The organism is Promicromonospora sp. NPDC050880 (assembly GCF_044456525.1).
GTDB lineage: Bacteria > Actinomycetota > Actinomycetes > Actinomycetales > Cellulomonadaceae > Promicromonospora.
Genome location: NZ_JBITFV010000006.1, coordinates 212,948 through 238,751 on the forward strand (window position 1 = coordinate 212,948; position 25,804 = coordinate 238,751).

At 71.3% G+C, this 25,804-nt stretch carries 32 protein-coding genes and 1 tRNA gene; 15 read left to right on the forward strand and 18 right to left on the reverse strand.

The features are described 5' to 3' along the window. Window positions 1-56: 56 nt before the first annotated feature. Window positions 57-1,232, reverse strand: a complete 1,176-nt coding sequence (locus ACIBBF_RS13205; protein ID WP_397413786.1) for an acyl-CoA dehydrogenase family protein — start codon at window positions 1,230-1,232, stop codon at window positions 57-59. A 96-nt stretch (window positions 1,233-1,328) separates the two neighbouring features. On the opposite strand from ACIBBF_RS13205, the gene ACIBBF_RS13210 reads away from it, so the two are divergent. Continuing rightward, entirely contained in the window at window positions 1,329-2,096 is a 768-nt protein-coding gene (locus ACIBBF_RS13210) for an enoyl-CoA hydratase-related protein (protein WP_397413788.1), read from the forward strand. Between the two features lie 17 nt (window positions 2,097-2,113). Next, a complete protein-coding gene (locus ACIBBF_RS13215) occupies window positions 2,114-2,926 on the forward strand; it encodes a TrmH family RNA methyltransferase (protein ID WP_397413790.1) in 813 nt (270 codons plus the stop codon). A 12-nt stretch (window positions 2,927-2,938) separates the two neighbouring features. On the opposite strand, the gene ACIBBF_RS13220 is transcribed toward ACIBBF_RS13215, so the two are convergent. Then, window positions 2,939-4,102, reverse strand: coding sequence for a GNAT family N-acetyltransferase (locus tag ACIBBF_RS13220; protein WP_397413792.1), 1,164 nt, complete (start codon window positions 4,100-4,102; stop codon window positions 2,939-2,941). A 404-nt stretch (window positions 4,103-4,506) separates the two neighbouring features. Between ACIBBF_RS13220 and ACIBBF_RS13225 the strand changes: the two genes are divergently transcribed. The 7 genes from ACIBBF_RS13225 (at window position 4,507) to ACIBBF_RS13255 (ending at window position 11,186) form a co-directional block, all read left to right on the forward strand. Next, the gene (locus ACIBBF_RS13225) at window positions 4,507-4,908 is read left to right on the forward strand and encodes a pyridoxamine 5'-phosphate oxidase family protein (RefSeq protein WP_397413794.1); all 402 of its coding nucleotides are present in this window, start codon (window positions 4,507-4,509) and stop codon (window positions 4,906-4,908) included. A gap of 49 nt (window positions 4,909-4,957) precedes the next feature. Beyond that, entirely contained in the window at window positions 4,958-5,677 is a 720-nt protein-coding gene (gene tmk / locus ACIBBF_RS13230) for a dTMP kinase (protein ID WP_397413796.1), read from the forward strand. Next, window positions 5,674-6,810: a DNA polymerase III subunit delta' gene (locus ACIBBF_RS13235; RefSeq protein ID WP_397413798.1), complete on the forward strand. Its 1,137-nt coding sequence runs from the start codon at window positions 5,674-5,676 to the stop codon at window positions 6,808-6,810. Before tmk ends, ACIBBF_RS13235 begins: the two co-directional genes overlap by 4 nt. Before the next feature lie 129 nt (window positions 6,811-6,939). Further along, window positions 6,940-8,610: an enoyl-CoA hydratase-related protein gene (locus tag ACIBBF_RS13240; protein ID WP_397413800.1), complete on the forward strand. Its 1,671-nt coding sequence runs from the start codon at window positions 6,940-6,942 to the stop codon at window positions 8,608-8,610. A 119-nt stretch (window positions 8,611-8,729) separates the two neighbouring features. Continuing rightward, window positions 8,730-9,383, forward strand: a complete 654-nt coding sequence (locus tag ACIBBF_RS13245) for a hypothetical protein (RefSeq protein WP_397413803.1) — start codon at window positions 8,730-8,732, stop codon at window positions 9,381-9,383. 63 nt (window positions 9,384-9,446) lie between these two features. Further along, window positions 9,447-10,988: an alpha/beta hydrolase gene (locus tag ACIBBF_RS13250; protein WP_397413806.1), complete on the forward strand. Its 1,542-nt coding sequence runs from the start codon at window positions 9,447-9,449 to the stop codon at window positions 10,986-10,988. Between the two features lie 125 nt (window positions 10,989-11,113). Beyond that, window positions 11,114-11,186 (forward strand) — tRNA-Thr (locus tag ACIBBF_RS13255). A 63-nt stretch (window positions 11,187-11,249) separates the two neighbouring features. Here the strand turns inward: ACIBBF_RS13255 and ACIBBF_RS13260 are convergent. The 13 genes from ACIBBF_RS13260 to ACIBBF_RS13320 all read right to left on the reverse strand — a co-directional run bounded on the left by ACIBBF_RS13260 (window position 11,250) and on the right by ACIBBF_RS13320 (window position 18,727). Beyond that, window positions 11,250-12,332 carry a tyrosine-type recombinase/integrase gene (locus ACIBBF_RS13260; protein WP_397413808.1) on the reverse strand — a complete coding sequence of 361 codons (1,083 nt, stop codon included), beginning with the start codon at window positions 12,330-12,332 and terminating at the stop codon, window positions 11,250-11,252. After that, window positions 12,329-12,502, reverse strand: coding sequence for a helix-turn-helix transcriptional regulator (locus ACIBBF_RS13265; RefSeq protein WP_397413810.1), 174 nt, complete (start codon window positions 12,500-12,502; stop codon window positions 12,329-12,331). Before ACIBBF_RS13265 ends, ACIBBF_RS13260 begins: the two co-directional genes overlap by 4 nt. 10 nt (window positions 12,503-12,512) lie before the next feature. Further along, a complete protein-coding gene (locus tag ACIBBF_RS13270) occupies window positions 12,513-14,081 on the reverse strand; it encodes a replication initiator (protein ID WP_397413812.1) in 1,569 nt (522 codons plus the stop codon). Further along, window positions 14,078-14,365: a WhiB family transcriptional regulator gene (locus tag ACIBBF_RS13275; RefSeq protein ID WP_397413815.1), complete on the reverse strand. Its 288-nt coding sequence runs from the start codon at window positions 14,363-14,365 to the stop codon at window positions 14,078-14,080. Before ACIBBF_RS13275 ends, ACIBBF_RS13270 begins: the two co-directional genes overlap by 4 nt. Then, on the reverse strand, window positions 14,362-15,054 hold the full coding sequence (locus tag ACIBBF_RS13280) for a DUF2637 domain-containing protein (protein WP_397413817.1): 693 nt from the start codon (window positions 15,052-15,054) through the stop codon (window positions 14,362-14,364). Before ACIBBF_RS13280 ends, ACIBBF_RS13275 begins: the two co-directional genes overlap by 4 nt. A gap of 2 nt (window positions 15,055-15,056) precedes the next feature. Then, window positions 15,057-16,715, reverse strand: coding sequence for an FtsK/SpoIIIE domain-containing protein (locus tag ACIBBF_RS13285; protein WP_397413820.1), 1,659 nt, complete (start codon window positions 16,713-16,715; stop codon window positions 15,057-15,059). Further along, on the reverse strand, window positions 16,712-16,960 hold the full coding sequence (locus ACIBBF_RS13290) for a hypothetical protein (RefSeq protein WP_397413822.1): 249 nt from the start codon (window positions 16,958-16,960) through the stop codon (window positions 16,712-16,714). The genes ACIBBF_RS13285 and ACIBBF_RS13290 overlap by 4 nt, the downstream gene beginning before the upstream one ends. Then, window positions 16,960-17,175, reverse strand: coding sequence for a hypothetical protein (locus ACIBBF_RS13295; RefSeq protein WP_397413824.1), 216 nt, complete (start codon window positions 17,173-17,175; stop codon window positions 16,960-16,962). Before ACIBBF_RS13295 ends, ACIBBF_RS13290 begins: the two co-directional genes overlap by 1 nt. Next, window positions 17,175-17,402 (reverse strand): hypothetical protein, encoded by a 228-nt coding sequence (locus tag ACIBBF_RS13300; RefSeq protein WP_397413826.1) that lies wholly within the window; start codon window positions 17,400-17,402, stop codon window positions 17,175-17,177. The genes ACIBBF_RS13295 and ACIBBF_RS13300 overlap by 1 nt, the downstream gene beginning before the upstream one ends. Beyond that, on the reverse strand, window positions 17,402-17,647 hold the full coding sequence (locus ACIBBF_RS13305; protein WP_397413828.1) for a hypothetical protein: 246 nt from the start codon (window positions 17,645-17,647) through the stop codon (window positions 17,402-17,404). The genes ACIBBF_RS13300 and ACIBBF_RS13305 overlap by 1 nt, the downstream gene beginning before the upstream one ends. Then, window positions 17,647-17,856 (reverse strand): hypothetical protein, encoded by a 210-nt coding sequence (locus ACIBBF_RS13310; protein WP_397413830.1) that lies wholly within the window; start codon window positions 17,854-17,856, stop codon window positions 17,647-17,649. The genes ACIBBF_RS13305 and ACIBBF_RS13310 overlap by 1 nt, the downstream gene beginning before the upstream one ends. A 50-nt stretch (window positions 17,857-17,906) precedes the next feature. Next, window positions 17,907-18,242: a hypothetical protein gene (locus ACIBBF_RS13315; RefSeq protein WP_397413833.1), complete on the reverse strand. Its 336-nt coding sequence runs from the start codon at window positions 18,240-18,242 to the stop codon at window positions 17,907-17,909. 68 nt (window positions 18,243-18,310) lie between these two features. Continuing rightward, window positions 18,311-18,727 carry a plasmid replication, integration and excision activator gene (locus ACIBBF_RS13320; RefSeq protein ID WP_397413835.1) on the reverse strand — a complete coding sequence of 139 codons (417 nt, stop codon included), beginning with the start codon at window positions 18,725-18,727 and terminating at the stop codon, window positions 18,311-18,313. 189 nt (window positions 18,728-18,916) lie between these two features. Here ACIBBF_RS13320 and ACIBBF_RS13325 point away from each other — a divergent pair, with 189 nt between their 5' ends. Next, complete coding sequence (locus ACIBBF_RS13325; protein ID WP_397413837.1) at window positions 18,917-19,747, forward strand: hypothetical protein; 831 nt, start codon at window positions 18,917-18,919, stop codon at window positions 19,745-19,747. After that, window positions 19,744-20,568 (forward strand): PP2C family serine/threonine-protein phosphatase, encoded by an 825-nt coding sequence (locus tag ACIBBF_RS13330; RefSeq protein WP_397413840.1) that lies wholly within the window; start codon window positions 19,744-19,746, stop codon window positions 20,566-20,568. Before ACIBBF_RS13325 ends, ACIBBF_RS13330 begins: the two co-directional genes overlap by 4 nt. Before the next feature lie 549 nt (window positions 20,569-21,117). Here the strand turns inward: ACIBBF_RS13330 and ACIBBF_RS13335 are convergent. Next, entirely contained in the window at window positions 21,118-21,564 is a 447-nt protein-coding gene (locus tag ACIBBF_RS13335; RefSeq protein ID WP_397413843.1) for a hypothetical protein, read from the reverse strand. Between the two features lie 272 nt (window positions 21,565-21,836). Here ACIBBF_RS13335 and ACIBBF_RS13340 point away from each other — a divergent pair, with 272 nt between their 5' ends. The 4 genes from ACIBBF_RS13340 (at window position 21,837) to ACIBBF_RS13355 (ending at window position 24,281) form a co-directional block, all read left to right on the forward strand. Next, on the forward strand, window positions 21,837-22,142 hold the full coding sequence (locus ACIBBF_RS13340) for a hypothetical protein (RefSeq protein ID WP_397413845.1): 306 nt from the start codon (window positions 21,837-21,839) through the stop codon (window positions 22,140-22,142). A gap of 566 nt (window positions 22,143-22,708) precedes the next feature. After that, complete coding sequence (locus ACIBBF_RS13345; protein ID WP_397413847.1) at window positions 22,709-23,110, forward strand: nuclear transport factor 2 family protein; 402 nt, start codon at window positions 22,709-22,711, stop codon at window positions 23,108-23,110. Between the two features lie 42 nt (window positions 23,111-23,152). Continuing rightward, the gene (locus ACIBBF_RS13350; protein WP_397413849.1) at window positions 23,153-23,881 is read left to right on the forward strand and encodes a helix-turn-helix transcriptional regulator; all 729 of its coding nucleotides are present in this window, start codon (window positions 23,153-23,155) and stop codon (window positions 23,879-23,881) included. 40 nt (window positions 23,882-23,921) lie between these two features. Beyond that, the gene (locus tag ACIBBF_RS13355; RefSeq protein ID WP_397413851.1) at window positions 23,922-24,281 is read left to right on the forward strand and encodes a cupin domain-containing protein; all 360 of its coding nucleotides are present in this window, start codon (window positions 23,922-23,924) and stop codon (window positions 24,279-24,281) included. On the opposite strand, the gene ACIBBF_RS13360 is transcribed toward ACIBBF_RS13355, so the two are convergent. Further along, window positions 24,259-24,726: a DUF2809 domain-containing protein gene (locus tag ACIBBF_RS13360; RefSeq protein WP_397413853.1), complete on the reverse strand. Its 468-nt coding sequence runs from the start codon at window positions 24,724-24,726 to the stop codon at window positions 24,259-24,261. The genes ACIBBF_RS13355 and ACIBBF_RS13360 overlap by 23 nt on opposite strands. Further along, window positions 24,723-25,802 (reverse strand): cell division protein ZapE, encoded by a 1,080-nt coding sequence (gene zapE / locus ACIBBF_RS13365; RefSeq protein ID WP_397413855.1) that lies wholly within the window; start codon window positions 25,800-25,802, stop codon window positions 24,723-24,725. The genes ACIBBF_RS13360 and zapE overlap by 4 nt, the downstream gene beginning before the upstream one ends. Window positions 25,803-25,804: the final 2 nt, after the last annotated feature.

A 25,804-nucleotide genomic window follows, 5' to 3' on the forward strand; every position in this document is an offset into this window, starting at 1 on the left:
CGGGCATCCGTTGCCTCGATCCGTCCCGAGACAACGGATACCCAGCACTCAGCGGGTCATTCGACCGGGAGGCCCAGGCCTCTTGCGATGAGCATGCGTTGGAGCTCTGACGTGCCCTCGCCGATCTCCAGGACCTTCGCGTCGCGGTAGAAGCGGGCGATCGGGCCGTCCTCCATGACGCCGTAGCCGCCGAAGACCTGCGCCGCGATGCGCGTGGCCGTCACCGCCGACTCCGTGGCGTAGAGCTTGGCGACCGAGGACGCCCGGCGGAACTCGTCCAGCGGGGCGCCGGAGTCCTTCAGCGCCGCCGCCCGGAAGGTGAGGGCCCGGCTCGCCTGGAGCATGACCTCGATGTCGGCGATCTGGAACGCGACCCCCTGCTTGCGGCCGATCGGCCCGCCGAACGTGGGACGCACGCCGGCGTGCTCGACGGTGAGCTCCAGCATCGCCTGGATGCAGCCGGTCGCGAGCGCCGCCACGGCCACGCGCCCGGTGTTGAGGCAGGTCATGAGCTGCTTGAACCCGTTGCCGCGCTGCCCCAGCAGGTTGGCCTCGGGCACGCGCACGTCCTCGAAGCGCAGCGGGTGGGTGTCGCAGGCGCGCCAGCTCATCTTGTCGTGCAGGGGTTCGACGACGTACCCCGGGGTGTCGGTCGGCACGACGATGGCGCTGAGCTCGGGGCTGCCGTCCGGTGTGGTGCCGGTGCGCGCCGCGACGGTGCAGACGCTGGTGACGGGCGTGCCGGAGTTGGTGATGAACTGCTTGGCGCCGTTGATCACCCACTCGCCGCCGGACAGCTCGGCGGTGGTGGCCATGGCGTTGGCGTCGCTGCCCGCGCCCGGTTCGGTGAGGCCGAACGCGCCGAGCGTGCGGCCCGCCACGAGGTCGGGCAGCCAGGTCTCCTTCTGCTCGTCGGTCCCGTAGGCCAGCAGCGTGCCGACGCCGAGGCCGACGCCGGCCCCGAGCGTGATGCCGACGGACTGGTCCACGCGGCCGATCTCCTCGACGGCGATGGCGAGGCCGGTGAGCCCGAGGTCGGACCCTCCGTACTCCTCCGGGGCAGTCAGGCCGAACAGGCCCAGCTCCCCCATCTGGTGCACCGCCTCGACGGGCAGACGGTTGTCCCTGTCCCATCGGGCGATGTGGGGCGCGATCTCGCGGTCGGCGAAGTCCCGGACCGCGTCCCGGAGCTTGGTGTGCTCCGGGTTCTCTGGTGGATGCATGTTGCGCATGTCACAGAGGTTAACCACCATTAACCCCAGTACGCCATACTCGACGCGCACGGATCAGCGCACGGACCCACGCACGGCCCGCAGGAGGATTCCCCGATGCCCACCCAGACCCTCGTCACCTACGAGGTCGCCGACGTCCGGACGACCGGCGGCCCCGCGGCGTCGTACGCCCGGATCACCCTCGACGGGCCCCGCCGCAACGCACTGTCCGCCGCGCTGCTCGACCAGCTCGGCGCGGCCCTGGACCGCGCCGCGCACGACGACGTCCGCGCCGTCGTCCTGGCCGCGAACGGGCCCGCGTTCTGCTCCGGCGCCGACCTGACCGAGGCGCTGGCCGACGGCATGGCGTCGGCCGCCCGGCGGCTGGCCGACGTGCTGCGCGCACTCCTCGCCCTGCCGCGTCCTGTCGTGGCCCGCGTGCACGGCCCGGTGCGGGCCGGCGGCATCGGGCTGGTCGCCGCGTGCGACGTGGCGATCAGCACCGACGCCGTCACCTACGCGTTCACCGAGGCCCGGCTCGGGCTCGCGCCGTCGGTCATCTCGCTGGCGGTGCTGCCGCGGATGACGCCGCGTGCGGCGTCGCGCACGTTCCTGTCCGGCGCGCCGTTCCCGGCCGCCGAGGCCGCCAGGCACGGGCTGGTCACGAGCGCCGTCCCGGCCGACCGGCTCGACGCGGAGGTCGCCGACGTGCTCGCCGGCCTCGCGGCGGGCGACCCCCAGGGTCTGGCCGCGACCAAGGCCCTGCTCAACGCCGACGCGCTGGCCCGCTTCGACCGTCACGTCGACGACGCCGTCGCCACCTCGGCCGCGCTGTTCGCCTCGGAGCCCGCCCGGGCCGCCATGGAGAGGCTGCTGAGCCGCTAGGGATGTTTGGATGGGGCGTGGCCACCCGCATCTCCTCGCGCAACGCGCGCTTCCAGCAGCTCCAGACCCTCCTGACCAACCGCACCAAGCGGCACCGCGCCGGGGAGTTCCTGGTGCAGGGCGTGCGCCCGCTCACCATGGCGGTCGAGCACGGCTGGGAGATCCGGGCCCTGCTGTACGACGGCGACCGCCGGCTCTCGCAGTGGGCCCGGGACCTGCTCGCGGCGCACCCGGACGTCGAGCACGTGCGGATGGCCCCCGACCTGCTGGCCGAGCTGGCCGAGAAGGCCGAGGCGGAGCTGCTGGCCGTGGTGGCGATGCGGCCCGACGACCTGGACCGGATCCCGGCCGCCCCGGACTTCCTGGGTGTCGTGTTCGACCGGCCCACCCAGCCGGGCAACATCGGCGCGATCGTCCGCTCGGCCGACGCGTTCGGCGCGCACGGCCTGATCACCACGGGGCACGCCGCCGACGCCTACGACCCCAAGGCGGTGCGAGCCACCACCGGGTCGTTCTTCGCCACCCCGGTGGTGCGCGCGCCGTCGACGGCCGAGGTCATGGCGTGGGTCGAGGCGCGGCGCGCCGCCGGGCTGCCCGTCGTGGTGGCCGCCACGGACGAGCACGGCGACGCCGACGTGTCCGCGTTCGACCTCACGCAGCCGGTGCTGCTGCTGGTGGGTAGCGAGACCGCTGGCCTGACCCGCGCGTGGCTGGACGCCGCCGACGTGACGCTGAGCATCCCGATGACGGGCTCGGCCAGCTCGCTCAACGCGGCCAACGCCGCCACCGTGGTGCTGTACGAGGCCCGGCGCCAGCGCCTGGCGCGCTGACGCCGGACGGGCTCAGAGCTCGATCGACAGCATCCGCGAGCCCGTGGTCTTCACGTACCCCAGGCTCGCGTACAGGCCGTGCGCGCCGCTCGGGTTGGCCGTGTCGACGTCGAGCGCCGCGTACTGCATACCGTCCGACGCGAACGCCCGCATGCCCGCGGCCAGCGCCGCGAGGGCGATCCGGCGGCCCCGGTACGCGCGCCGGGCGCCGAGGATGTCCGTGTACCCGAACGAGTACCCGCGCACGGCGAAGTCCTCGGGGTACCGGCCCGCGAGCTGGTAGCCCACCACCAGCGGCTCGCCGGCACGCAGGGCGGCAGCGGTGGCGTCGTCGGTGTCGGGCGAGGCGAGCAGGGCGTCGACGTCGGGCGCTTCGTCGACCACGACGAACGACCAGTCGGGCGCGAAGCCGGCGCGCTGCGCCCACTGCCCCGGCGTCTGGGGCTGGCTGCCCCAGTGGTCACGGAAGGCGTCGTTGTGCGCCAGTCGGGTGGCCTCGTCGAGCTCCGCCGACCACGGGACGAGCCGCAGCGTCCCGTCCAGCGCGACCTCCGGGACGGGCGCCGCGTCCGGGCCGGTCAGCGGGCGAGCCAGATCGGAGTAGTAGCGGCGCGGGGTCATGCCGGCGCGCTCGTAGAGACGGTGCTTGGACGCCGGCGCGTCGTCCTCCGCGAAGACCGCGATGCGCGCGGGCACGTCCTTGCCCGACGCCGCGAGCTTCTGCCGCCCGCGCCCGATCGCCCAGGCCAGCAGCTCCCGGCCGATGCCCTCGCCGCGCCGGTCCGGGTGCACCCCGCCCCAGGTGAAGGCACGCACCTCCGTGACGTCGCCCGGCGGGCACTCGACCTGCGCCCAGGCGACGAGCGCGCCGTCGTCCGCGGGCGAGGTGGAGAACCCGAGCAGGGAGTCGGCGGCCATGTCGCGCCACGCGCCGTCGAACAGCTCCTCGATCTCCTCCAGGGTCTCGACGTACGGCTCGGCGTCGGCCCGGGCGATGTGGTTGCGCAGCAGGAGCCACGCGGGTGCGTCCTCACGGGTGGCGGGACGCCAGGTCAGGTTGCCGGCCGTCGGGATCGCGAGCGTCGCCGGCGCGGCGGCACGCTCCGCGATCGGGGCGGACGCGGGCTCGGACACCGGGTCGGGGACGGCTGAGGGGGCGGACGTGCTCGTGGACATACGGTCACGCTAGGCGAGCACACGGTGCCGGGCACGGGATTTTGCGGGTGATCGGCCCGGGCGGCAGATTGGTGCGTCAGTTCCGGGCGTCTGTTCGCCTGGCGGCTCCAGGCGGCAGGCCCAGGCGCCAACTCCGGGCGCAAGCTCCGAGTGCTGAGCAGTCGCCAGGTCGGCAGTTTGCACCTTCCCGACCACGAGGTCGGGGCGGGGGGGCCCCCCCGCGCGGGGGGGGGGCCCCCCGCGGGGGCCCCCCCCCCCCCCCCCCCCCCCCCCCCCCCCCCCCCCCCCCCCCCCCCCCCCCCCCCCCCCCCCCCCCCCCCCGCCCGCCCCCCGCCCCCCCCCCCCCCCCCCCCCCCCCCCCACGACGGCGGGCGTGGCCGCCGTGGCGGGCGCACGATGAGTGCATGGACGCCGACAACCAGAGCATCACACCGATGACCGAGGACGAGTGCTGGGAGTTCCTCGCCATGCAGCCCATCGGCCGCCTGGCCACCGCGGTGGGCGGCGAGCCGGAGATCTTCCCGCTGAACTTCGCCGTCGCGGACCGGAACCTGTACTTCCACACGATCCCGGGCACCAAGGTCGCCGAGGTGGCGATCAACGGGAAGGTGGCCTTCGAGGTGGACCAGTGGGGTCCCGAGATCGCGTACAGCGTGGTGGTCAAGGGCACGGCGGAGATCCTCGAGACGGACGCCGACATTGCGTCCGCCGAGGCCACCAACCTCGTCAGCTATCTGGAGGAGACCCGGGACACGTGGGTGCGGATCACGCCCTCGCACGTGACCGGTCGCCGGCTGCGCCGCTGACCCGCGGCCGCGGCAGGTCGATGTCGGTGGCCGCGGTTAGTGTTGCGGCGTGAACGCACCGGGCTACTTCATCTCCTTCGAGGGCGGCGAGGGTGTCGGCAAGTCGACCCAGTCCCGCCTCCTCGGCGACTGGCTGGCCGGCCTGACCGGCCGTGAGGTCGTGCTGACGCGCGAGCCCGGAGGCACCGCGCTCGGCCAGGAGCTGCGGGCCGCCGTCATGCACGGGCAGGACATGGGGCCGCGCGCCGAGGCGCTCATCTACGCGGCCGACCGCGCCCACCACGTCGACACCGTGGTACGGCCCGCGCTGGAGCGCGGCGGGGTCGTGATCACCGACCGCTACATCGACTCGTCGGTGGCGTACCAGTCGGGCGGGCGGGACCTGCCCGGCCACGAGGTGGAACACATCTCGCTGTGGGCCACCCGCGGCCTGCGCCCGGACGTCACGGTGCTGCTGGACCTCGAACCCGGGGCGGCCGCCGAGCGGCGGGCCGCCGCCGAGGGCAAGGGTGCGCTGGACCGGCTGGAGCGTGCGGGCCTGGAGTTCCACACGCGCGTCCGGGACACCTTCCTCCAGCGCGCGGCGGCCGACCCGGACCACTGGGTGGTCATCGACGCGGCCGCGTCGATCGACGACATCCAGGCGCAGATCCGCGTGGACGTCGCGGCCCGGCTGGGGCTCACGCCGGTCGTCGTCGAGGCCACCGGCATCCACGGCCTGGGCAGCGAGGATCCCTCCGGGGACCGTGACGGCGAGGGCGCGTCATGACGGTGTGGGACGACGTCGTCGGGCAGGAGACCGCCGTGGCCACGCTCCAGGGCGCCGTGGCCAACCCCGCCGCGATGACGCACGCGTGGCTGGTGACGGGGCCGCCGGGCTCGGGCCGGTCGGTCGCCGCGCGCGCCTTCGCCGCAGCCCTCCAGTGCCCGCAGGGCGGGTGCGGCGTCTGCCAGGCCTGCACCACCACCATGGCGGGCACCCATCCCGACGTGACGTTGCTGGCCACCGAGAAGGTGGTCATCACGATCGACGAGGTGCGCGACCTCATCATGACGGCGTCGCGGTCACCGTCCGGCGGCCGGTGGCGCGTGATCATCATCGAGGACGCCGACCGCATGGCCGAGCGCACCACCAACGTGCTGCTGAAGACCATCGAGGAGCCGCCGCCGCACACGGTGTGGGTGCTGTGCGCGCCGTCGGTCCAGGACGTGCTGCCGACCATCCGCTCGCGGTGCCGCGGCGTGGTGCTGCGCGTGCCGCCGCCGCAGGCCGTGGCCGACCTGCTGGTCCGCCGGGACGGCGCCGACCCGGCGACCGCGCTGAGCGCCGCCCGCGCCGCGCAGAGCCACGTCGGGCTCGCCAAGCGCCTGGCCCGTGACGCCGGCGCGCGCGAGCGGCGCACGGCCGTCCTGAGCATCGCGCGCCGCATCCGGGGCGTCGGCGATGCCGTGCTCGCCGCGGGCGAGCTCGTCGACGTGGCCAAGGCGGAGGCCACCTCGGCCACCCAGGAGCGCGACGCCGCCGAGAAGGCCGAGCTGCTGCGCACCCTGGGCGTGGCCGACGGCGAGACGCTGCCTCCGCGCCTGCGCTCGCAGCTCAAGCAGCTCGAGGACGACCAGAAGCGGCGCGCCACGCGGCACCAGCGCGACGTGCTCGACCGGGCGATGGTCGACCTGCTGTCCCTGTACCGCGACGTGCTGGTGGTCCAGCTCGGCGCGGACGTCGAGCTGGTCAACGCCGAGCTCGCCGAGACGGTGCGCTCCCTGGCCGCCGACTCCACCCCGGAGCAGACCGTGCGGCGCATGGACGCGATCGGCGTGGCCCGCACGCGTCTGGGCGGCAACGTGGCGCCGCTCCTCGCGCTGGAGGCGATGGCGATCGCGCTGCGCCCGCAGGGATGACCCGTGGTCCTGTGAAGATTTGGCGCGGGTGACGCCGAACCACCGAGGCGCATTGTCCTGATTGCCGTCCCTGGTTAGAGTGCGGGGCGCCCCCAGAGCCTTTCCGTGCGACAAGGAGTCCACCGTCCGATGAGGATCCTCCTGCTGGTTTCTGCCTTCAACGGTCTTACCCAGCGGGTGTGGTGCTCCCTGCGGGAACAGGGCCACGACGTGGGCGTCGAGCTCGCCCCGACCTTCGAGTCGGGCGCCGCCATGACGCGCGCCGTCGAGCGGGCCGACCCGGACCTGATCCTGTGCCCGTTCCTCAAGCACCGGGTGCCCGACACGATCTACGACCGGTGGCCGACCGTCATCGTGCACCCGGGCCCGGTGGGTGACCGCGGCCCGTCGTCCCTGGACCACGCGATCCGGGACGGCCGCGACCGGTGGGGCGTCACCGCGCTGTCGGCGGTCGAGGAGCTGGACGCGGGTCCCGTGTGGGCCACCGCCGTCTTCGACATGCCGGACGAGCCCATCACCAAGAGCGCGCTCTACAACAGCCGCGTCGCGGACGCGGCCATGGCCTGTATCGGCGAGGTGGTCCGCAAGGTCGCCGACGGCGAGCGGCCCATCCCGGCGGAGGCCTGCCTGCGGATCGTGCCGGTCGACGGTGAGCTGCCCCTGCTGCGCCGCGAGGACTTCCGCGTGGACTGGAACCGCCCCGCGACCGAGCTGGAACGCCTCGTGGCCGCGGCCGACGGCGCCCCCGGCGCCCCCGCGACCGTGAACGGCCGCTCGGTCTGCGTGTTCGACGCCGTCGCCTCGCCCGAGCACACCGGCGCCCAGCCCGGCACCGTGGTGGGCCGCAACCTCGACGCCGTGGCGATCGCCTGCGGCGTGGGCACGCTCTGGGTCGGGTACGCCGCCGAGCTGAGCGGCCGTCGCGGCCCGAAGCTCCCGGCCGCGCAGGTCATCGACGCGAGCCACGCGCCCTTCCGCCGCGTCCCCGACGCCCTGGCGGAGACCACCTACGTGCGCGACGGCGCCGTCGGGTACCTGACGATCCGCTCCTACAACGGGGCGATGTACACCGAGCAGTGCCGTCGCCTGACGAGCGCCGTGGAGAAGGCCCTCACCGAGGACACCCGGGTGCTGGTGATCAAGGGCACCGAGCACGCGTTCTCCAACGGGATCCACCTCGGCACGGTCGACGCGTCGCCCGACCCGGCCGCCGAGGCCTGGGACAACATCTGCGCCATCGACGAGCTGTGCCTCGCCATCGCGACCGCGGAGCAGCTCACGGTGGCGGCGTTCACGGCCAACGCGGGCGCGGGCGGCGTGATGGCGGGCCTGTGCGCCGACGTCACTCTCGCCCGCGAGGGCGTCGTCCTGAACCCCTACTACGACATGGGGATCTACGGGTCGGAGCTGCACTCCTGGAGCGTCCCGGCACGGGTGGGCGAGCACCGCGCCTCGCTGCTGCTGAACCGCAAGCTGCCGATCTCGGTGGCGGAGGCGGCCCGCATCGGGCTGATCAGCGCGGTCGGGCCGCGGGAGTGGGGCGAGTTCAACTCCTGGCTGGCCTCGGCCGCCCAGGGCTACGAGGAGCCCGCGACGCTCGGCTGGATGCTCGCCGCGCGCGCGGAGCGCCGGGCCACGGACCGCCCGCTGTCGTACTACCAGACCATCGAGCTGGCCGAGATGGCGCGCGACTTCTTCGACGACCGCAACGCCTTCTCCGTCCACCGCCGGGCCTTCCTCCGCAAGACGCCCGCGGACGCCACCCCGGAGAAGCTGCGCTTCTCGACGGCGCGCGTGTGAGCCGCTGACCACCGGACGCATCCGACCGCACGTGCAAGGAGTGCGGCCGTCGCCACACGAGGAGGGTGGGGGCACAGCCCCGACCAGCGAGTCTCAGTGGCGAGTGGAAGGATCTGGGCATGACGATCAGGCGGATGCAGTGGTCCGGTGGCACGGCGGGGAGCACCACACGAGCCCTGGTGGCCGTTCTCGGCCTCGGGATGACGGCGGCGCTCACCCTGTCCGGGTGCGCGCAGTCCGACGTCGGCGGGGCCGGCGGGAGCACCTCCGACGCGAGCGCGTCCGAGACGCCCCAGGAGAGTGACACGCCCAGTCCGAGCCCCTCGGAGAGCGACGGCGGGGGCACCCTCCCCGACGCGGCCGAGATGGACACCACGCCGGGGACGTCCGGCCGTGGCCTGCCGCCGGGGCTGGAGGGCAGCACCGACTCGACCGTCGGGGTGGCCTGGTCGCCGGAGGAGGGCCTGCTGTACGTCGTGACCAACGGGTCCAGCTCGTGCCCCACCCTCGCCGAGCCGGAGGCGACCTTCGGCGCGGGCGCCAAGTCCGACGCCGTGGCTGCCGCCGACGGCGTGCTGTCGGTGCAGCTCGTGCCGGCGGAGGACGGCATCTGCACCATGGACTTCGTGCCCACCACGACGGTGGTCCAGGTGCCGGCCGAGGCGGACACCGGCGAGGAGATCCCGGTCATGCTGGGTGACAAGGGCAAGGTCGAGCTGATGCCGCGACCTGCGGCGGGAGAGCCCGGACCGGTCGCGTGGCTCGAGTCGTGAGGGTCGCGTGTCGGTTCGCCGACGGGTAAGAAATCTACCCAGCACTACCGATAGGTTGTTCGGGTGATTCGCCCCGCCCGCCGTCGTCAGCCTGCGGCCGTCGTCGCCACGTTGCTCACCACAGCTCTTCTCCTCGCTGCCTGCGGCGCGCCGCCGAAGGTGCAGACCGCGCTGGAGGACGTGGGCCGGTCGGACGGCTCGGCGACGGAGGGCGCGCCCGAAGGTTTCGAGGACTACTACGGTCAGTCGCTCGAGTGGACCGAGTGCGGCGAGGGCTTCCAGTGCGCGACGGCGTCCGCACCGCTCTCCTGGCACGACGCCGGGTCGGGCAGCATCGAGATCGCCCTCAAGCGCATCCCCGCCGAGGGGCAGAAGGTGGGCTCGCTGCTGGTCAACCCGGGCGGGCCCGGCGGCTCCGGCGTGGACTTCGTGGGGGACCCGGCGCGGTTCGGCCAGTCGCTGCGCTCGTCGTTCGACATCGTCGGCTTCGACCCGCGCGGGGTGGGGCAGTCGACGCCGGTGAAGTGCTACGACGACGCGGGCAAGGACGAGTTCCTCAGCACCGACTACCCGTACACGCCGGCCGGGCTGGCGGCCCGCCAGGACTCCGTCCGGGCCTGGGGCCAGGCCTGCGCCGAGAACACGGGCCCGCTGCTCGGCAACGTGGACACGCAGTCGGCAGCTCGTGACATGGACATGCTCCGGGCCGCCCTCGGCGACGACGAGCTCCACTACCTCGGCTTCTCCTACGGCACCCAGCTCGGCGCCACCTACGCCGGGTTGTTCCCGGACCGTTCCGGCCGCCTGGTGCTGGACGGCGCGCTCGACCCGACGCTGAGCTCGGACGAGGTGGCCCTCCAGCAGGCCGAGGGGTTCGAGAGCGCGCTGCGCGCCTACGTGACCGACTGCCAGGCGGGCGACGACTGTCCGCTCACCGGCGACGTCACCAGCGGCCTCCAGCAGATCCAGGCGATCGTCGAGGACGCCGAGCCCAACCCCATCCCGACGTCGTCGGGGCGGCCCGTGACCAAGAAGCTCGCCTTCTACGGCGTGGCGGTCACGATGTACGACGAGGCGTCCTGGTCGTTCCTGACCCAGGCCCTGCAGGAGGTCCTGTGGGAGGGCACGGGCGACGACCTGCTCTACCTCGCGGACGTCTACAACGACCGGAACGAGGACGGCACCTTCAAGTCCAACAGCGAGGAGGCGTTCCGCGCGATCAACTGCGCCGACGCCCGCGCCGAAGAGGACATGGGCACGATGCAGCAGCTCGCCACCCAGATCCAGGAGGCGGCCCCGACGCTGGGCGAGTCGTTCGGCTACTCGGGCATCGAGTGCACCGACTGGCCGTACCCGGCGGCGGAGCAGGAGTTCGACCCGGCCGCCAAGGGCGCACCGCCGATCCTCGTGATCGGCACCACCAACGACCCGGCCACGCCGTACCGCTGGGCCGAGTCGCTGGCGAAGACGCTCTCCTCGGGCGTCCTGGTCACCTACGAGGGCGAGGGCCACACGGCCTACGGGCGGTCGAACACGTGCGTGGCCGGGGCCGTCGAGGACTACCTGGTGGAGGGCACCGTGCCCGAGGACGGGCTCACCTGCTGACCCCGACCGGGCGCTGTTCGGGCGGATCGAGCACGTCACACGGTTTCGCTTTGGAACCTGGGTCGTGCATTGGGTACAGTTAGGGCCGCTCACCCATCCGGTCGTGGCCGGTGCGTGGTGTCAGCGCCGCCTTAGCTCAGTCGGCAGAGCGTCTCACTCGTAATGAGAAGGTCGTGGGTTCGATTCCCACAGGCGGCTCCCCTCAGGAAACCCCGTCCCACCAGGCCATATGCGCCAAGGTGAGGCGGGGTTTCTCGCGTCTCAGGCGTGGCTACGGTCATCTCGCGCACCCCCCGCGCTCCCCGGGTCGTTGTTCAGCCTGTTCAGACCGGCCTTGTCGGCGTCGGTGCCGAGGAAGTGCAGGTACCGGTTCGTGGTCGCGATGGACTCGTGCCCGCACCACGCCTGGACCGTTCCCGGCTCGACGCCACGGGACAGCCAGAGGCACGCGGCGGTGTGCCGCAGGTCGTGCAGCCGCCGCCCCTGACCGGTTGTCTCCCAGGACAGAGCGCGCACCGTTGCCGTGCGCCAGAGCTGCGACCCGCCCTCCGTCGTGAACAGCAGATCATGCGGAGCCCGACCGTCCGCCAGGTCCTGCACGATGGACAGCACCCGGTCAGCGAGCGGGACCCGGCGCATCGACCGGCCCTTGGTGGCCTTGACCGGCGACCCTTCCGGCTGGCTGCGACGGACCATCAGACCCGGCGTGGGGACCTCAACGAAGTTCGCCACCTGCATGGAGCGCATCTCGCCCCAGCGCAGACCCGTCCAGCCCATCACGAGCAGGATGTCCGCCAGGCGGGCGTCCTTCATCCGCCAGGTCAGGTACGCGGCCTCCAACCCGTTCTCAGTGAACGGATCCATCTCGTCCACCTCGTCCGAACCCTTCGGCACCTTGACCCCCGTCACCGGGTTCTTCCCGATCAGCCGCTCACGCACACACCAGGCGAAGAACACCGACAGGCTTGCCCGGTACCGGACCACGGAGGAGTCAGCGAGCCCGCTGGCAAGGAGCGTCTCGAAGGACCGGGCAACCTCGCGGTCAGTGACCGACGACAGGTGCACGTTCTGCATGCTGGTGGGGATCAGCCGACGCAGGTCCAGGTCTGCCGTGTAGGTCTTCTTCGCCACGGTGATCTTGCGAACGGCCAGCCACCGGTCCAGCACGAGCCGGAGACGTTCCTTGCCTGCGCGGGGATCGATGCCGCCGTCGAGTGCAGCTCGTTCCCGGGCAAGCCAGTTCTTGGCCTCGGTCTTGGTGTCGAACGTGCGCGACCCGACGAACTGTCGGCCGTTCTTCAACTGGGCGCGGAAGCGCCCCTTCGCAGTCTTGGTGATGCTCACGCCGCCACCGCCTCCAGCCAGACCATCACGTGGTCACGGCGGTAGCGCGGCAGCGACGGGGACAGCCACGTCACGCGCGGACCCTTCCCAGCCATTCGCCACCGGCACACCGTGGACGGCGCGACCTTCAACCAGGCCGCCACTTCCTCAGTCGTCATGTACTCGTCCATCGCTTCCCCCTCACCGTCGTGTTTCACGTGGAGCCTTCTGTCCTGCCTTCCACTGGGCGTATTCGCGGGCGCGAGCTGCGGCAGCCTCGGCGAGCTCCTTTTCGCCGGTGGTGGCCCAGCCGGTTCCGGCGTAGGACCAGGAGCCCTCGACGACGAGGGTGGTTTCTTCGTCGTCGGCAAGCAGGCGGCGTTCCAGGTCGGCCACGTCCAGCGGTTCCCCGGCCCTCTCGGCAGCGGCAGCCAGGCGGGCGTACCGGGCCCGGGCGGTGCGCAGGCGGCCGAGGGTGACGGAGTAGCGGCGTGACTTGCTGGAGAAGTGGCCCCGGAAGCCGAGCATGTGTGCCCACTTGGCCAGCAGCCGGTAGGGCGAGTCGATGCAGGTCCCGCAGACGCACCCGTCTTCGTCCTCTTCGGGTTCGTACCCGTCGGGGCGGCAGGCGGTGGCGGCGCGGTCGGCCAGGCGGCGGCACTGCCGGATCAGGCGGGCCAGGTGCGCGCGGGGCGCGGCGGGGTCGACGTCGGTGGACTTGGTGGCGTACTTGGCCAGGTACCCGGCGACCTGTTCCGGGGTCAGGGTGTCGGTGGAGTGGGCTTCGTCGGTGATGCTGCCCGGTAGGCCAGTGCTCACGATCCGCGTATCGACCTGGACCCCGAAGGCCAGGTTGCGCGGCACGTCGGCACCATCGACCGGGGCAGCGGTGTACTCCACACCCAGCGCAGCGGACACGATCAGTTCTTCCAGTGTGTCCCCGTCGACCGGAGCCATGGACCCGGGACCGTCGGGGCCGTCCAGCCGGATCAGGGCGTGGAAGTGGACGGACCCGCGTGCCTGGTACTCAGCGACCTTGGCGTACTGCACCGACACCACCGACTTGAGCTCGGTGTCCGTGAGGCCGAGATAGCTGGCGAGGGCGCGGCGGAGGGCGATGGTGAAGCGTCGCCAGAGTTCGGGGGCGTGCCACTGCCAGACGATGGCGGTGTCCCAGTCGTAGCAGTCCCAGCACAGGGGTGCACCGACGTGGGGGTCGTTCTCGGTGTGGATACGCATGCAGGACTTGGACCGGCCGTGGGGGCAGGTCTTGGCCCGGTCGAAGGGGCGGCAGATCCCACCGGTCTTGTGCCCGTCCTTCTTGCGGATGCCGTGGACGTGCCCGAACGAGGGGGCGGTCAGGGTCGCGAATACCAGGGGTGCGTCCTTCACCGACTCGGGCACGGTCTTGCCGCCCAGGAGGCCGGATCGGATCATCGCGAACGTGTCGCGGGCATACACGCGGGAGCAGGCGGGGCAGATGTCGGCACGACGGTTGCCGCAGGGCCGGTAGAGCTGGCCCATGGGTGCGTCGGCCGAGTGGTACTCGCTGACGACCTCACCAGTGGTGGTGTCGATGGTCATGGAGGACCCGTTGAGCTTGATCGGGTGCGAGCAGTACCCCACCGACGCCGCGGTGTCAGCGAAGGTGTCCAGGGCGGTGCGGAAGGTGCGGCCCCGGGCGGCCTGGGTAGCGAACCCCAGAACGCCCGGAGCCACATCCAGTGGTGCGTGCTCCCCGAACCCAGGGAACGTCAGTGCCTCGCTCATGCTGCGGCCTGGTCGGTCAGTTCGAGGCCGGGCAGGGTGTCCTGCACCGCGACCCGGGCAGACGACTCAGGCCACACCGTGAGGTCGCGACCGGCCCAGAAACCAGCCGTGGTCTCCGTCGTGATGGTGGAGACCTCACACGCGGCCAGGACCGGGCAGGCGGCACACACCCGGGCCATGCGGGCACGGTCAGCCGGGGAGGTGTCCTCGACGGTCCAGGGCAGGTCCCGCAGGACCGGGCGGGCGCACAGGGCGCCGAGCATCCACGACGTGGCCGGGATCATGCCTCAGCCCCCACGGTCAGGCCGGGCAGGTCCAGGGCGTCCTGCGTGATCGGGCGGACCCGGGCCAGACGCGGACGCCGAGCCACCGTAGGAGATGAAGCCGGAGCCGGAGCGGGGGCCGGAGCGGTCTCAAGGACCGGGGTAGGCGATTCGGCCGGCAAAACCTCAGGGACCGTGACCGGCTCGGGGTCGAGCTCGACCGGAGCAGGGACAGCAACGGACTCAGGCACCGGCTCGGCGGCCGGGGCGGGCTCGTCGGTGACCACGAGGGAGGCCAGGGCGTGGGTCGAGGTGAGCACGGACAGGGGTGCGAGGGCCACGAGGACGACGCCGACGATGGTGCGCAGCTCGGGGCCGACGTCGTAGGCGTGGGCGGCGTTGGCGCCGATGGACACGACGGTGAACAGGAGCATCAGCGTCCAGGCCCAGGCGGAGGAGCGTCCCCGGGCGCGGAGCACGAGGGCAACCAGGCCGTAGACGAGCACGGACGCGTCGATCACGACGGGGACGAGGAACGCGAGCCCCTCGGGCACCCGACCCCACAGGGCAGCGTCCCGCAGCGACGCGAACGACAGCGCGAACGACGCCAGCGCGACGGCGGCGGTGGTGATGACGGTGACGATCAGGACGGGCCGGGAGTCGGCCGCGATCCGGGCCACAGGCCCAGCAGCACGAGCGGTGCGGTTCATGGTCATGCCTCCTCACTGGTAGCGGCCTCAGCGGCCGGACGGGCAGCACGCGGGGCACGGGGTGCCCGGGGTGCGCGGGGCTTGCGGGGGGACCGAGGCTTGCGCGGGCGAGGCGCCGGAGCCTCGGCGGGCGCGTCGTCCTCGACGACAGCGAGGTGGCCACGGGCGCGCGCCCAGGCGTTGGCCGCGTCCATCCCGTCACGAGGAGCCGGAGCCACCGGGGCGGCTGGGGCGGGTGCGGGGTAGGTGGCTGCGACGTGGCGGATCAGGTCATCGGCCCAGTAGTCGAACCGGATCAGGGACGGCATCCCGTCCTCACCCACGAGGTAGGCCGTACCCGGCTCCGTCGGGGCAATCTCGTGGGCGGGAGCCAGGCGTGCCTGCGGTCCCAGGACCATGTCCGACTCGATGTCGGAGTCCAGGCGCAGGGCGATCTTCTGGGGGTAGAGGTTGCGCTGCCCCACGGCCTCCTGTCGGGGGTTCTGCACACAGGAGACGACCACCACACCGAGGGCCCGGCCCTGGGTCAGGATCTTGGACATGAGCCGGTCGGCCTCCCGCCGCACGTCGAACTCCGCATACGCCATGAGGTCAGCGAGTTCATCGATCACCAGGACGTGCAGCGGGTCCCCGGGGGCCGGGACGTGCAGGCGGGAAATGCCGCGCATGGTCGCCTTGCGGGACTCGATCACGGTCAGCAGCTCACGCAGGACCGGGACGGCGTCTTCGGCGTTGTACGCGAGGCGGGCGAACAGTCTCTTGCCCATCTCCAGTTCGATGCCGCCCTTGAGGTCCAGGCCCCAGAACTGCACCAGCCCGGAGGGGACGGCGGGGGCGAGGTTGCCCACGACCGACCACAGGGCCGAGCCCTTACCGGCGCCCGTGGCACCCACCACGAGGGTGTGTTGTCCCCGGATCTGGACCGTGGCGGGCAGTCCGGCGCGGGAGCGGCCCACCGGGACGTTGTCCGGGGTGGCGTTCTCGATGCCGGGCATGGCGGCGACGGCGGGGGCGATGGTGGCGGTGGTGAACAGCGCGAGGTCCAGGACACCGGGCTTGACCCGGGAGGGCTCGAACCCGTGCGCCCGAAGCGCCGTGGTGATCGCCGGAGCAGCGCGGTACAGGTCGTCGGGGGTCTGGCCGGTGAACGTCTCGATCCGCAGCACCACCGCACCCGGCACCCGGCGCACATGCACCAACTTGGAGATGACCGTGGTGCCGTCGGGGCGGTGCGCGGACAGGCCGCAGGAGGTGGCGACCTTGGGCCAGGCGTCGCGGACCTTCCACGCGTACTGGACCAGCAGGTAGCGGCGCGGGGTCAGCATGGCCCACAGGCCCATGACCAGCCCGGGGGACAGGAACACGACCAGCAGGAGCACGGGGCCGGTGATCCGGTCCCCGGGCAGGTCCGCCAGGGTCAGGACGCCCCACCACGCCAGCGCGAGCAGGACACCCAGGATCACCAGGAGGGGGTGCTTGCCTGCCCAGGTGAACAGGCCACGGGCGAACATCCATGCCCGGTAGGCGAACCACGCGGCAATCCGCCAGGCGCGACCAGCCCAGCCGGGACGCTCGACGGTGGCGGCACGCAGCCGGGCACGGACCTTGGTGATCTTGGTGTTCCAGGCGGTACGGATGCCGCCCGTGGCCAGTGTGTTCATCGGTCCCGTGCCTCCTTCTCCAACTCGTCAGCGACCTTGCGGGCGGCACGCTCGGCGTCGCCCTGCGCGTCCTTGAGCGACTGGCCCGCCTCGTACAGGCCATCGGCCAGGTCGCCCTGATCGATCTGGTCAGCCCAGTCGTTCATCCGCCCGACCATGACCCGGACGTTCTCCAGGTCCCGGGCCATCTCCATCAGCAGGTCCGGGTAGTCCTTCTTCGTGATCTGCCGTCGTCGTCCGAACATCAGCGGTTCTCCCTGTCTGTGCGGTTGCTGTTCTCGGTGGTGGCGGTCTCCAGCAGCTCGACCACGAGGCGGAAGGTCTCGGTGGCCTGAGCGGTCAGCGCGGGGGATAGGACCGGGTTGGTGCGCAGGGTGTGCAGGCACTCGGCGGCCGAGTCCATCCGGCCCAGCGCCACCCGGGCGGCCTCCTGCCGGGGGTCCCGGGTGCGGGCGAACATCACTGCCGCCCTTCGGCCAGGTCGGTCAGTTCCCGGCGTACGGCCGCGTCCAGGTCACTGGTCGCGGTGGTGGCCCGGGACAGCAGGTCCATGACCTGCGGGCTGAACCCCGCCTCTGTGGTGCGGGCGGTGTCGAGCTGGGCGGCGGCACGGGCGGACAGGTGCAACGCGTCCTCGGCCATGCGGCGGGCCTTGGGCTTGGTGAGCCGTTCGAATAGCGTGGACATCACTCGCCCTCGCTCTCCGCGAGCAGCCGCCGTGCCACGTCCTCCTGCACGTCGCGGACCTTGCCGACCAGGCCCCGCAGGTTCTCCAGGGCCGGGTCGTGCGCGTTCGTGTACCGGGACAGGCCCTCCAGGGGACTCATCGCGAGGTTGACTTCCGAGGTCGCTTCGCGCAGCCGGTGATCGGCCTCCTCCAACGCATCGATCGCGCGCTTGTTGACCTGCCGGGTCGTCTCATCCAGTGCCATCAGTCCTGCCCCTTCCCGTCCTGGCGTCCGACCCACCGGCCGGTGTGGTCGTAGAACTCGGGCCGCTCGGCCCGGTGCGCGACGCGTGCCGCGCGACTGATCTCGGTGTGCAGGTCCCGGGTGCGGTCGTGCAGTCCCCAGGCCTGGTCAGCGGCACCCAGGGCGCCGGTGTCGTTCAAGGTCCGGGCAGCGCTCTCCAGCCCGTTCACGGCCCGGAACAGAGAGTCAGCAGCCGATCCCAGGGCTTCGGCCCGCGACATCACGCGCCCCCGGTCAGCGCGTAGGGCACCGGGACGTCGAGGTGATCCAGGTCGCCAGGCCGGACCGGGAACGCACGCACCGGGCGCACCTGCCCGGACAGCGGGCACAGGACCGTGAACCGGACACCGGTCCAGGACCGGCCAGACCAGGACGAGAACCCGCCGTGCTCCTCCCTGGCCGCGAAGTCGTCCACGTGCCCGAGCCGCAGCAGCCGCGCCAGGTGCTCCGCATCGGCCTGACACTCGACGTGGACAGCGATGGAGCCCGTGTCCGAGACCGCCACGTACGTCGCGCGGTCGTTGACCATCGCCACCACGTCAGCGGCGACCGTCATCAGTTCCCCCGTCGAGGGGGCCGACACCACTGCATCGGCCTCCCCCGACCTGTGCAGGGCCGCGGTCATCACGCAGCCGCCTTACCGGCATCAGGGCGGGCCGAGGTCGGCACGTCGGCCTTGCCCGGCTCGCACAGGTCCTCGGCCTTGTACGACCACGCCAGGCGCGGCCGGGACCCGTTGTCGTCCACGTACGGCAGAGCCGTCAGACCCACGAACTCCACCGGCGTCCACGGGAACGGCGTGTTGTTGACCGGGGGCACCGGCTGGTGCGGGGCCGCGATCTTGACCGTGACGGCGGTGTCCTTCTTGCCCGCCTCCTCATCCGCGTCCAGGACCACCACCTGCCACAGCAGCAGGCCCGTGTCCTTGTCCCGCTGCTGCGGACGCGACCCGTCCGGGCGCTTGTCGGCCTGGAAGTCCTGCACGGGCTCGACCTCGCCCTTCAGGAACGCGCCCTTGGGGAACACGTCCTCGTGAGTCACTGCAAACCGTCGCTGCATCGCCATCGTCTTCTCCTCGGTCGTTGAGGGGTCTAAACAACCGACCCGTCGTGTGACCCTTCAAAGTTGAGGGGTCTAAATACGAAGGTAAGCCCCTCCGGGCGATCCGTCAAGGGGTCTAAACTCGCACACATACGTGTGCACCCTTCAACAGACGTGTGAGCAGAGCCTATGAACGAGAGCCCCGATGAGTTCGAGCGCGTCAGGACGGATGGTGACCCCATCCGTCAGGCCCGACGCGCCACGGAACTGCTGGTGATCTACGGCCAGCGAACTAGCGAGCTCGCGCGGCTACGCAAGGCCGCGATCGACCGTGCCCACGACGAACTCGGCATGTCGTACACCGAGGTTGCGAACCAGGTCGGCATCTCCAAAGGCCGCATCACGCAGCTACGCAAGAGCGCTCCGCCCGTCGAGCGCGCGTTCTTCGGCGTCGGTCCTGTCACCGTGGCCATCCCGCTTCGCGCGATGGGTGACCGGCCCCACGGCGTCATCGCCGCAGAGGACGACGCCGCAGCGAAGGGACTTACCGGCATCCTCGAATCACTCAGCCTCGCGGCCGACGTCTTCCAGATCCCGACCAGCGGCGAGTGGGAGCCCCCGGCCGACGCTGTAGCGATCTGCGGGCCGAAGTCGTCCCGCGTCACTGCCGAGGCGATCGAAGCCGACCCCTACCTCTCGTTCGAACCCGACAGCGACGACCGATGGGTCATCACCGATCGGGCCACCGGCGAAGTGTTCCTCTCCCCCGCTGACATCGGGGACCCCACCGGGGACATCGCCTACATCGCCCGCATCCACCGCCACGGCCGAATCCTGCTGATCGTCGCAGGCGTGCACGCCCTCGGATCGGTCGGAGCCGTTGAGTACCTGCGACGGCACCTCTCCGAGGTCTACGCAGCCGTCGGTGACAACCCGTTCTCGCTCGTCGTCACGAGCACCTTTGAAGGCGCCGCCGTCAAGGACACGGCCGCAGCCTGGGGCCCGAAGGTTCATTCATGAGCGAGTCGCATTGGGTACTCCACGCGACCCTCGCGGGAGGCACGAACAACCAGGACCGCTACGTCATCGGAGACGGATTCGCCGCCGTGCTCGACGGAGCAACCTCCGTCGCTGGCGACCGCTCGCACGATCCCGGCTGGTACGCCGAACAACTGGCACAAGCGATCAGCGAAACCGTGCCACAGAGCGGCACATTGGCTGACGCCGTCACGGAAGCAATCCGCAGGGTCCGCGATGGACACCACCTGACGCCGGCCACGACCCCGACGAGCACGGTGGCCCTCGCGCGATGGAACCAAGAAATCGTGGAGACCTACGTCCTAGGCGACAGCTACGTCGTTCTCCTCCGAGCCGACGGAACCGAGACTGTGCACACCGATGACCGGTTGGACCACGTCGCAACTTCGGAACGGGCCGCCTACCGCAAGCGACTCGGTGACGGTCACGGTTACGACGACGGGCACCGGGCACTTCTTCTCAAGCTCCAGGCGGAGCAGGCACGGCGGGCCAACCGGCCAAGCGGCTACTGGATAGCAGGAGCCGACCCCGAGGCCGCACAACATGGCATCACGACAATCGAGGAGCGAGCAGCGATATCCGCGCTCTTGCTCGCAAGCGACGGCGTGGACCCCGCCCGATACCCCGACATCACGGGGTGGCGTGACCTCTACGACGAGGTTGCTGTGCACGGCCCTGACTATGCGCTTCGACAAATTCATAAGGCCGAACTTGCTGACCCCGGCGGTCGGCGGTGGCCGCGATCGAAGCCACATGACGACAAGACAGTCGTTACCATCACACTCGACCCTTCCAACCATTAGCCCTGCGCTAGTCCCGTTACATGTCGGGATGATCATAACGCGAGAACTGCCGAATTGGCCGCCCCTGCCTCAAGTGATTTGAGATGGGGGAATGCGAGATGGCTCACGATAATCCAATTCAGCATCCGTCTCGTAGACGCTTCCATCCCAATCACTTCGCCAATTGACGCCACCCATGCTAAATAGCATGTAAATGCCGTCTTGGGGAAAGCCATGAGTACCTGGCACGCGAATCGACTCCCCCGGTTTCACAACGCGAATCCTAACCCATTGCTCATTAGTATCTGTGTCGTGAACCTGGACCCAGAATGCAGGGCGGTCAGCTCCGTTGTAGAGCCCGATACGCCCGTCGGGGTCTACCCACGCTGCCATTCTGCTGGGCTGCTCCCGCTCGTTCCTCGCCCGGATTGCTCGCAGTTCGGCCTCAGCGGCCCGGCGGTCGCGGCGCTCGAAGAACCAGAGCACTGCCGGCACCAGACCCGCGGCCACGCCGCCAGCCGCACTAATCCACTCACCCCAGGTACCTAGTTCCACGCGTGACCGCCGTTCCTATGTCTCATCGGTCAGATTGCGCAACTCACCATCCGACGAACGTTCCCAGCGCACGCCCGAGGAGTCGCGAAACTTGACGTAACACGTCAGGACGTGGGGCGGCCGGTAATCCGTATCCCTCACTTCGTCACCAGGGCCAAGCGCTTCCCACTCCCCAATGTCAAATCCGTACGGCTCATCGTCAACCGGATAAAGCATGGCTCCGGCACGCACGTCGAAGATCGGCAGACTTGATCCGTTGCGGAGTGTGAAGTTGCCATTCGAGTCAATCCATCCAGCGATTGCGCGGGCCTGAGACTCTGTTTCCGCTTTATCCGTCTTTTCGCGTAATTCCTTGAGTTGATCCTCTGCCGCCTTGCGGTCTCTTCGGTCGAAGAACCACAGCACGGCAGGCACGATCGCAGCGAGGCTGCCAACCCACTCTCCCCATGAGCCCAATGACATGCGTAGACGCTACCGCTGACATGGCACGACTTGGAGGTCTCCGTGAGGATTTTCTTTACTGGCTCAAGGCGCCGCTGCGCGGCGCTGGGCCGTCCGGCCGGCGGGGCCCCGCGATGGGGCCCCGCGCTCCGGGCGCTTCGCGCCCTGCGCGCACCCCACCGCACCCCGACGGCCTACCGGCCCCGAACATGACGAAGACGGTCCCGACTCCAGCAGTCAGGACCGTCTCTCATTCCTCAGCCCGGGTAACGGGCTGTGCCACTCTGGCTCCCGTGAACCCACCAGCGATACTCGCCATCGACGACCTACGCCGAGCGATCAACCGAGCACTCGATGACACGGCAGCAACTCTCGGCGATCAGGTCCAGCTCGACGGTGGGCTCTACTGGCAGGTACCCGCCCACCAGCTCCATGCCATGGACCCCGACGAAGTCACCATCACGGCCGGTGACCTGGACGACGACATCCAAACCATGCGCGAGTACCTCGGCAGCGACGGCCCAACGCCTGCTCTCTGGCACGAGCTGAACCACCTGATCGGCATTCTCCGCACCCTTGAAGCGAGGACGCTTCCCTAACGCCTCTGGCAGGCACCCGGGAATCAAGAGGAACAGGGGAGCCGCGGTGCCCCTGTTCCTCCGTCATCCATTGGCTTCACCGGGACCCTGACACCGAACCCGCCGCCAGCGCAACAGGTCCCGCCGACACCCAGCACCACCGCACCAGATCTGATGAGCGGGACCTGTTGCACTACCGGCAGAACCGATGTCCGAGACGTGCCCCGCGCCAACGGATGACGGAGGAACAGGGACCCCGAAGCAGGAGCATGGTGAGGTCACAGACCCGCGACGACAGCTCCGAATCCGCGCACCCCCCGCGCACCCCCAGCGAGCGACGGAGTGGTTCGAGCGCACCGTATGCACGCGGAACGAGGCGAGGAATCCGGCCCGCAGGGCTCCGGGACGTTCTCGTAATGAGAAGGTCGTGGGTTCGATTCCCACAGGCGGCTCAGACAGGCCCGGAATCTCAACAATTCCGGGCCTTGCTGTTTCTGCTCCACGGTGCGGGCCCAGCGATGACCCCGGCGCAATCACCCGGGGAACACCGACACACAGCTGTCGCGTCGTCGACCGACGGTGGGTGCATGACCGACACCACGAACCTGATCACGCCCAGCTCCACCGCCCGGCACGCGCTCGACGTGTGGCTGACGATGTGGAACACGGACGGCGACATCGCACGACAGATCTGCGCGGACGACTTCCGCATCCACTTCGCCGTGACGGAGCCCGACGGGTCGACACCCGCGGACGACATCCGCACCGCCGAGGACTTCGTGCGCTATCTCGACTGGTGGCACGGGCAGAACCCGGGCGTCGTCTTCACGAGGATCGCCGATGCCATCGACGGCGACCATGGCCGCCTGCTGTGGGATGTCGATGCGAACGGCCAGCAGGCAGGCGGCGTGGACGTCTTCGACTTCGACGAGGACGGTCGGGTCACTCGCGTCTGGTCCGTGGGCGGGCAGCGCAGCATGCGCAGCTGACCCGCCCCGTCCGGATCTCCTCGCCCTGGGAGAATAGGGAGCATGAAGCGAGCCGAGCGGCAGTACGCCCTGGTCGACCTGCTTCGCGGCGCACGGCGCCCCTGGTCCGCCGCTCGGCTCGCCCGCGAGTTCGGTGTGTCCGCACGGACGATCGAACGAGACATCGGCTCGCTCCAGGTGGCCGGCGTCCCCATCTATGCGGACCACGGGGCCGCGGGCGGCTACTCGATCCTCCGGGAGTACTCCCTGCCGCCCCTGAACCTCTCTGCCGCCGAGTCGTTGGCGGTGCTCGCGGGTCTCGGGCTGCTCGAGTCCTCGCCCTACCAGGGCGCTGCGCGCCGCGCGAGCGCCAAGATCACTGCGGTCATGGACGAGGCGCATCGCGCGCCCGTGCGGGAGCTGCTCGGGACGATGCACGTCATCGACGCCGCCCCCGCCACGGGCGGCGCCGTGCCGCTCGGGATCCTCTCCGACGCGATCGCCGCACGTCGCGTGGTGCGGCTCACCTACGTGGGCGAGGGCGCCGACGGCAGCCCGGACCACTCCGCCACGACCGTCCGCGAGGTCGAGACCATGGGTCTTCTCCGTGCCGCCGACACGTGGCTCCTCTCCGGCTGGTGCCGGCTGCGTGACGCGATCCGCGGGTTCCGCATCGAGCGGATCACGCGACTCGAGATCCTCGACGAGGTGCCGCCGCGGCGCGACCCGGCGCTCCTCGAGGCGGACCTGGCCCGGTGGTCGGCGCGGCGGCTCCTGTCCGCACCGGAGTAGCCGGTCAGGCAGTAGGCCCTGACCCTGTCAGACTGCCCGGATGTCGTTCAGCAGGATCTCCTTGGACGGTCGGCTCACGGTGGTCGCCGGCCCGCGACCGCCGTCGGGCGACGGCTTCTGCTCGGACCGGCTCCAGGTGCTGCACTGGCGCGTCGACGAGCCGTACGGCGACGACGGCACCCACCTCCATCGTGCGAGCGACGAGGTCTACGTGGTGCTCGAGGGCGCCGTGGACCTGGAGGTCGACGGATCGCGGATCACGGTGGAGGCCGGCGAAGCGGCCACCGTCGGCGCCGGCGTCCCGCACGCGCTCGTCGCCGTCCGGTACCCGGCGCGGGGCCTGACTATTCGGGGACCCGCGGCCGACGACAAGGTGATCATCGACCAGCGTTCTCCGTGAGACCGCCGGACCGCGCACGGGAGAGCGCCCCGGCCGCCCCGGCCAGGGTCCACCCCAGCGCCGCCCCCACCGCGTAGAACGGCAGGTCCGGTGCGTTGAAGGTCGTGCCGAGCACCAGGCGGGCGAGGGCGCTGTGCGCGCCCAGCGCGGCGGGTATGCCGGTGAGCTGGAAGAGCTCCACGGCCGTGCTCACCCCGAGGGCCACGGCTGCTGCCACCCAGCCCCGGGTCCGTGGTGCGACCACGAGCACGAGCCAGAAGATCAGCAGCGCGTAGAGCGTGTCCCCGGCGTACTTGCCCGCGGCGCCGTCGAGCACCGACCGCGCGGACAGGCCGGCCACCACCGTGAGCACGGCCGCCAGGGCGGGGGCCGCCCGCCGTCGGACCGCCTGCCGTCCGGTCTCGCGGGGAACGCGCATCGCGTGGCCGGCCCGCCGGGACCTCACCTGCGTCCCGTCCGCCCGGCGGGCGCAGGCCGGCCGCTGCCGAGCTGGTGCAGCCGGCTGACCGCGCGGGCCAGGTCGGGCGGCGCCGGACGCCCCGGGGGTACCGAGAGCACCTCGTCCAGCGGACCCGGCGCCGTCAGCACGAGCGGCAGGTCGCGGTCGTGGAGCACGTCCACGAGGCTGACGAACCGCTGCTGCGTGTTCACGTGGCAGTCGGCGAACGGCACGACGTCGGACAGCACCCACCGGTCGAACCGTTCCGCCAGCGACAGCATGTCCAGCGCGGACACCGGCGCCGCGCACAGCCCGGCGAAGTCGAACCAGACGGCGCCGTCGGCGGCGCGGAGAGCGCGGACGCTCCGGCCGCCGCTCAGCGGCACGTCGGTCGCCTCGTGCGGTGCGGGCCGGTCCGGGAGGTCCGTGCGCACCAGCGCGGCGCCGTCCCGCCATCGGGGTGCGGACGGCGCCCCCGGCACGGCCGTCCCGTGCACCGGGCGGAGCGTGCGGTAGTCGACCGGTCCGGCCACCTCCAGCACGTCCAGCGACGACTCCAGCAGCGCGATGAGCGGCTCCGCGAGCTCGTGGAACAGCGGGTCGGGCAGCAGACCCTGCGGCGGATAGTTGGAGGTCGCCACGAGCGTGACCCGTCGGCCCAGCAGCGTGCGCAGCGCGCGGGAGAGCAGCATCGCGTCCCCGGCGTCGTGCAGGTGGAGCTCGTCGAAGCACAGCACGCGGGCGTCGCCGAGCAGGGCGTCCAGGGCGCGGTCCATCGCGTCCGGGGTGCCGGTCCGTGCCCACACCTCGGCGTGCAGCGCGCGGTAGAACTCGTGGAAGTGGAAGCGCGGGCCGCCGGACTGCTCGTGGAAGCGGTCCAGGAGCCAGGTCTTGCCGCGGCCCACCGGACCCCAGAGATAGACGCCGCGCCCGGTCCCGCCGTCGCGGGGCAGGATGTCGCGGGCCCGTGCGTGCTCCGTCGCGGCCAGCAGCGCCTCCAGGCGTTCCGCCGCGACTCGCTGGGCGTCGTCGAGCACGTACCCCGCCGTGCGCGCCGCGTCACGGACCGGGGTGGGGTGCATGC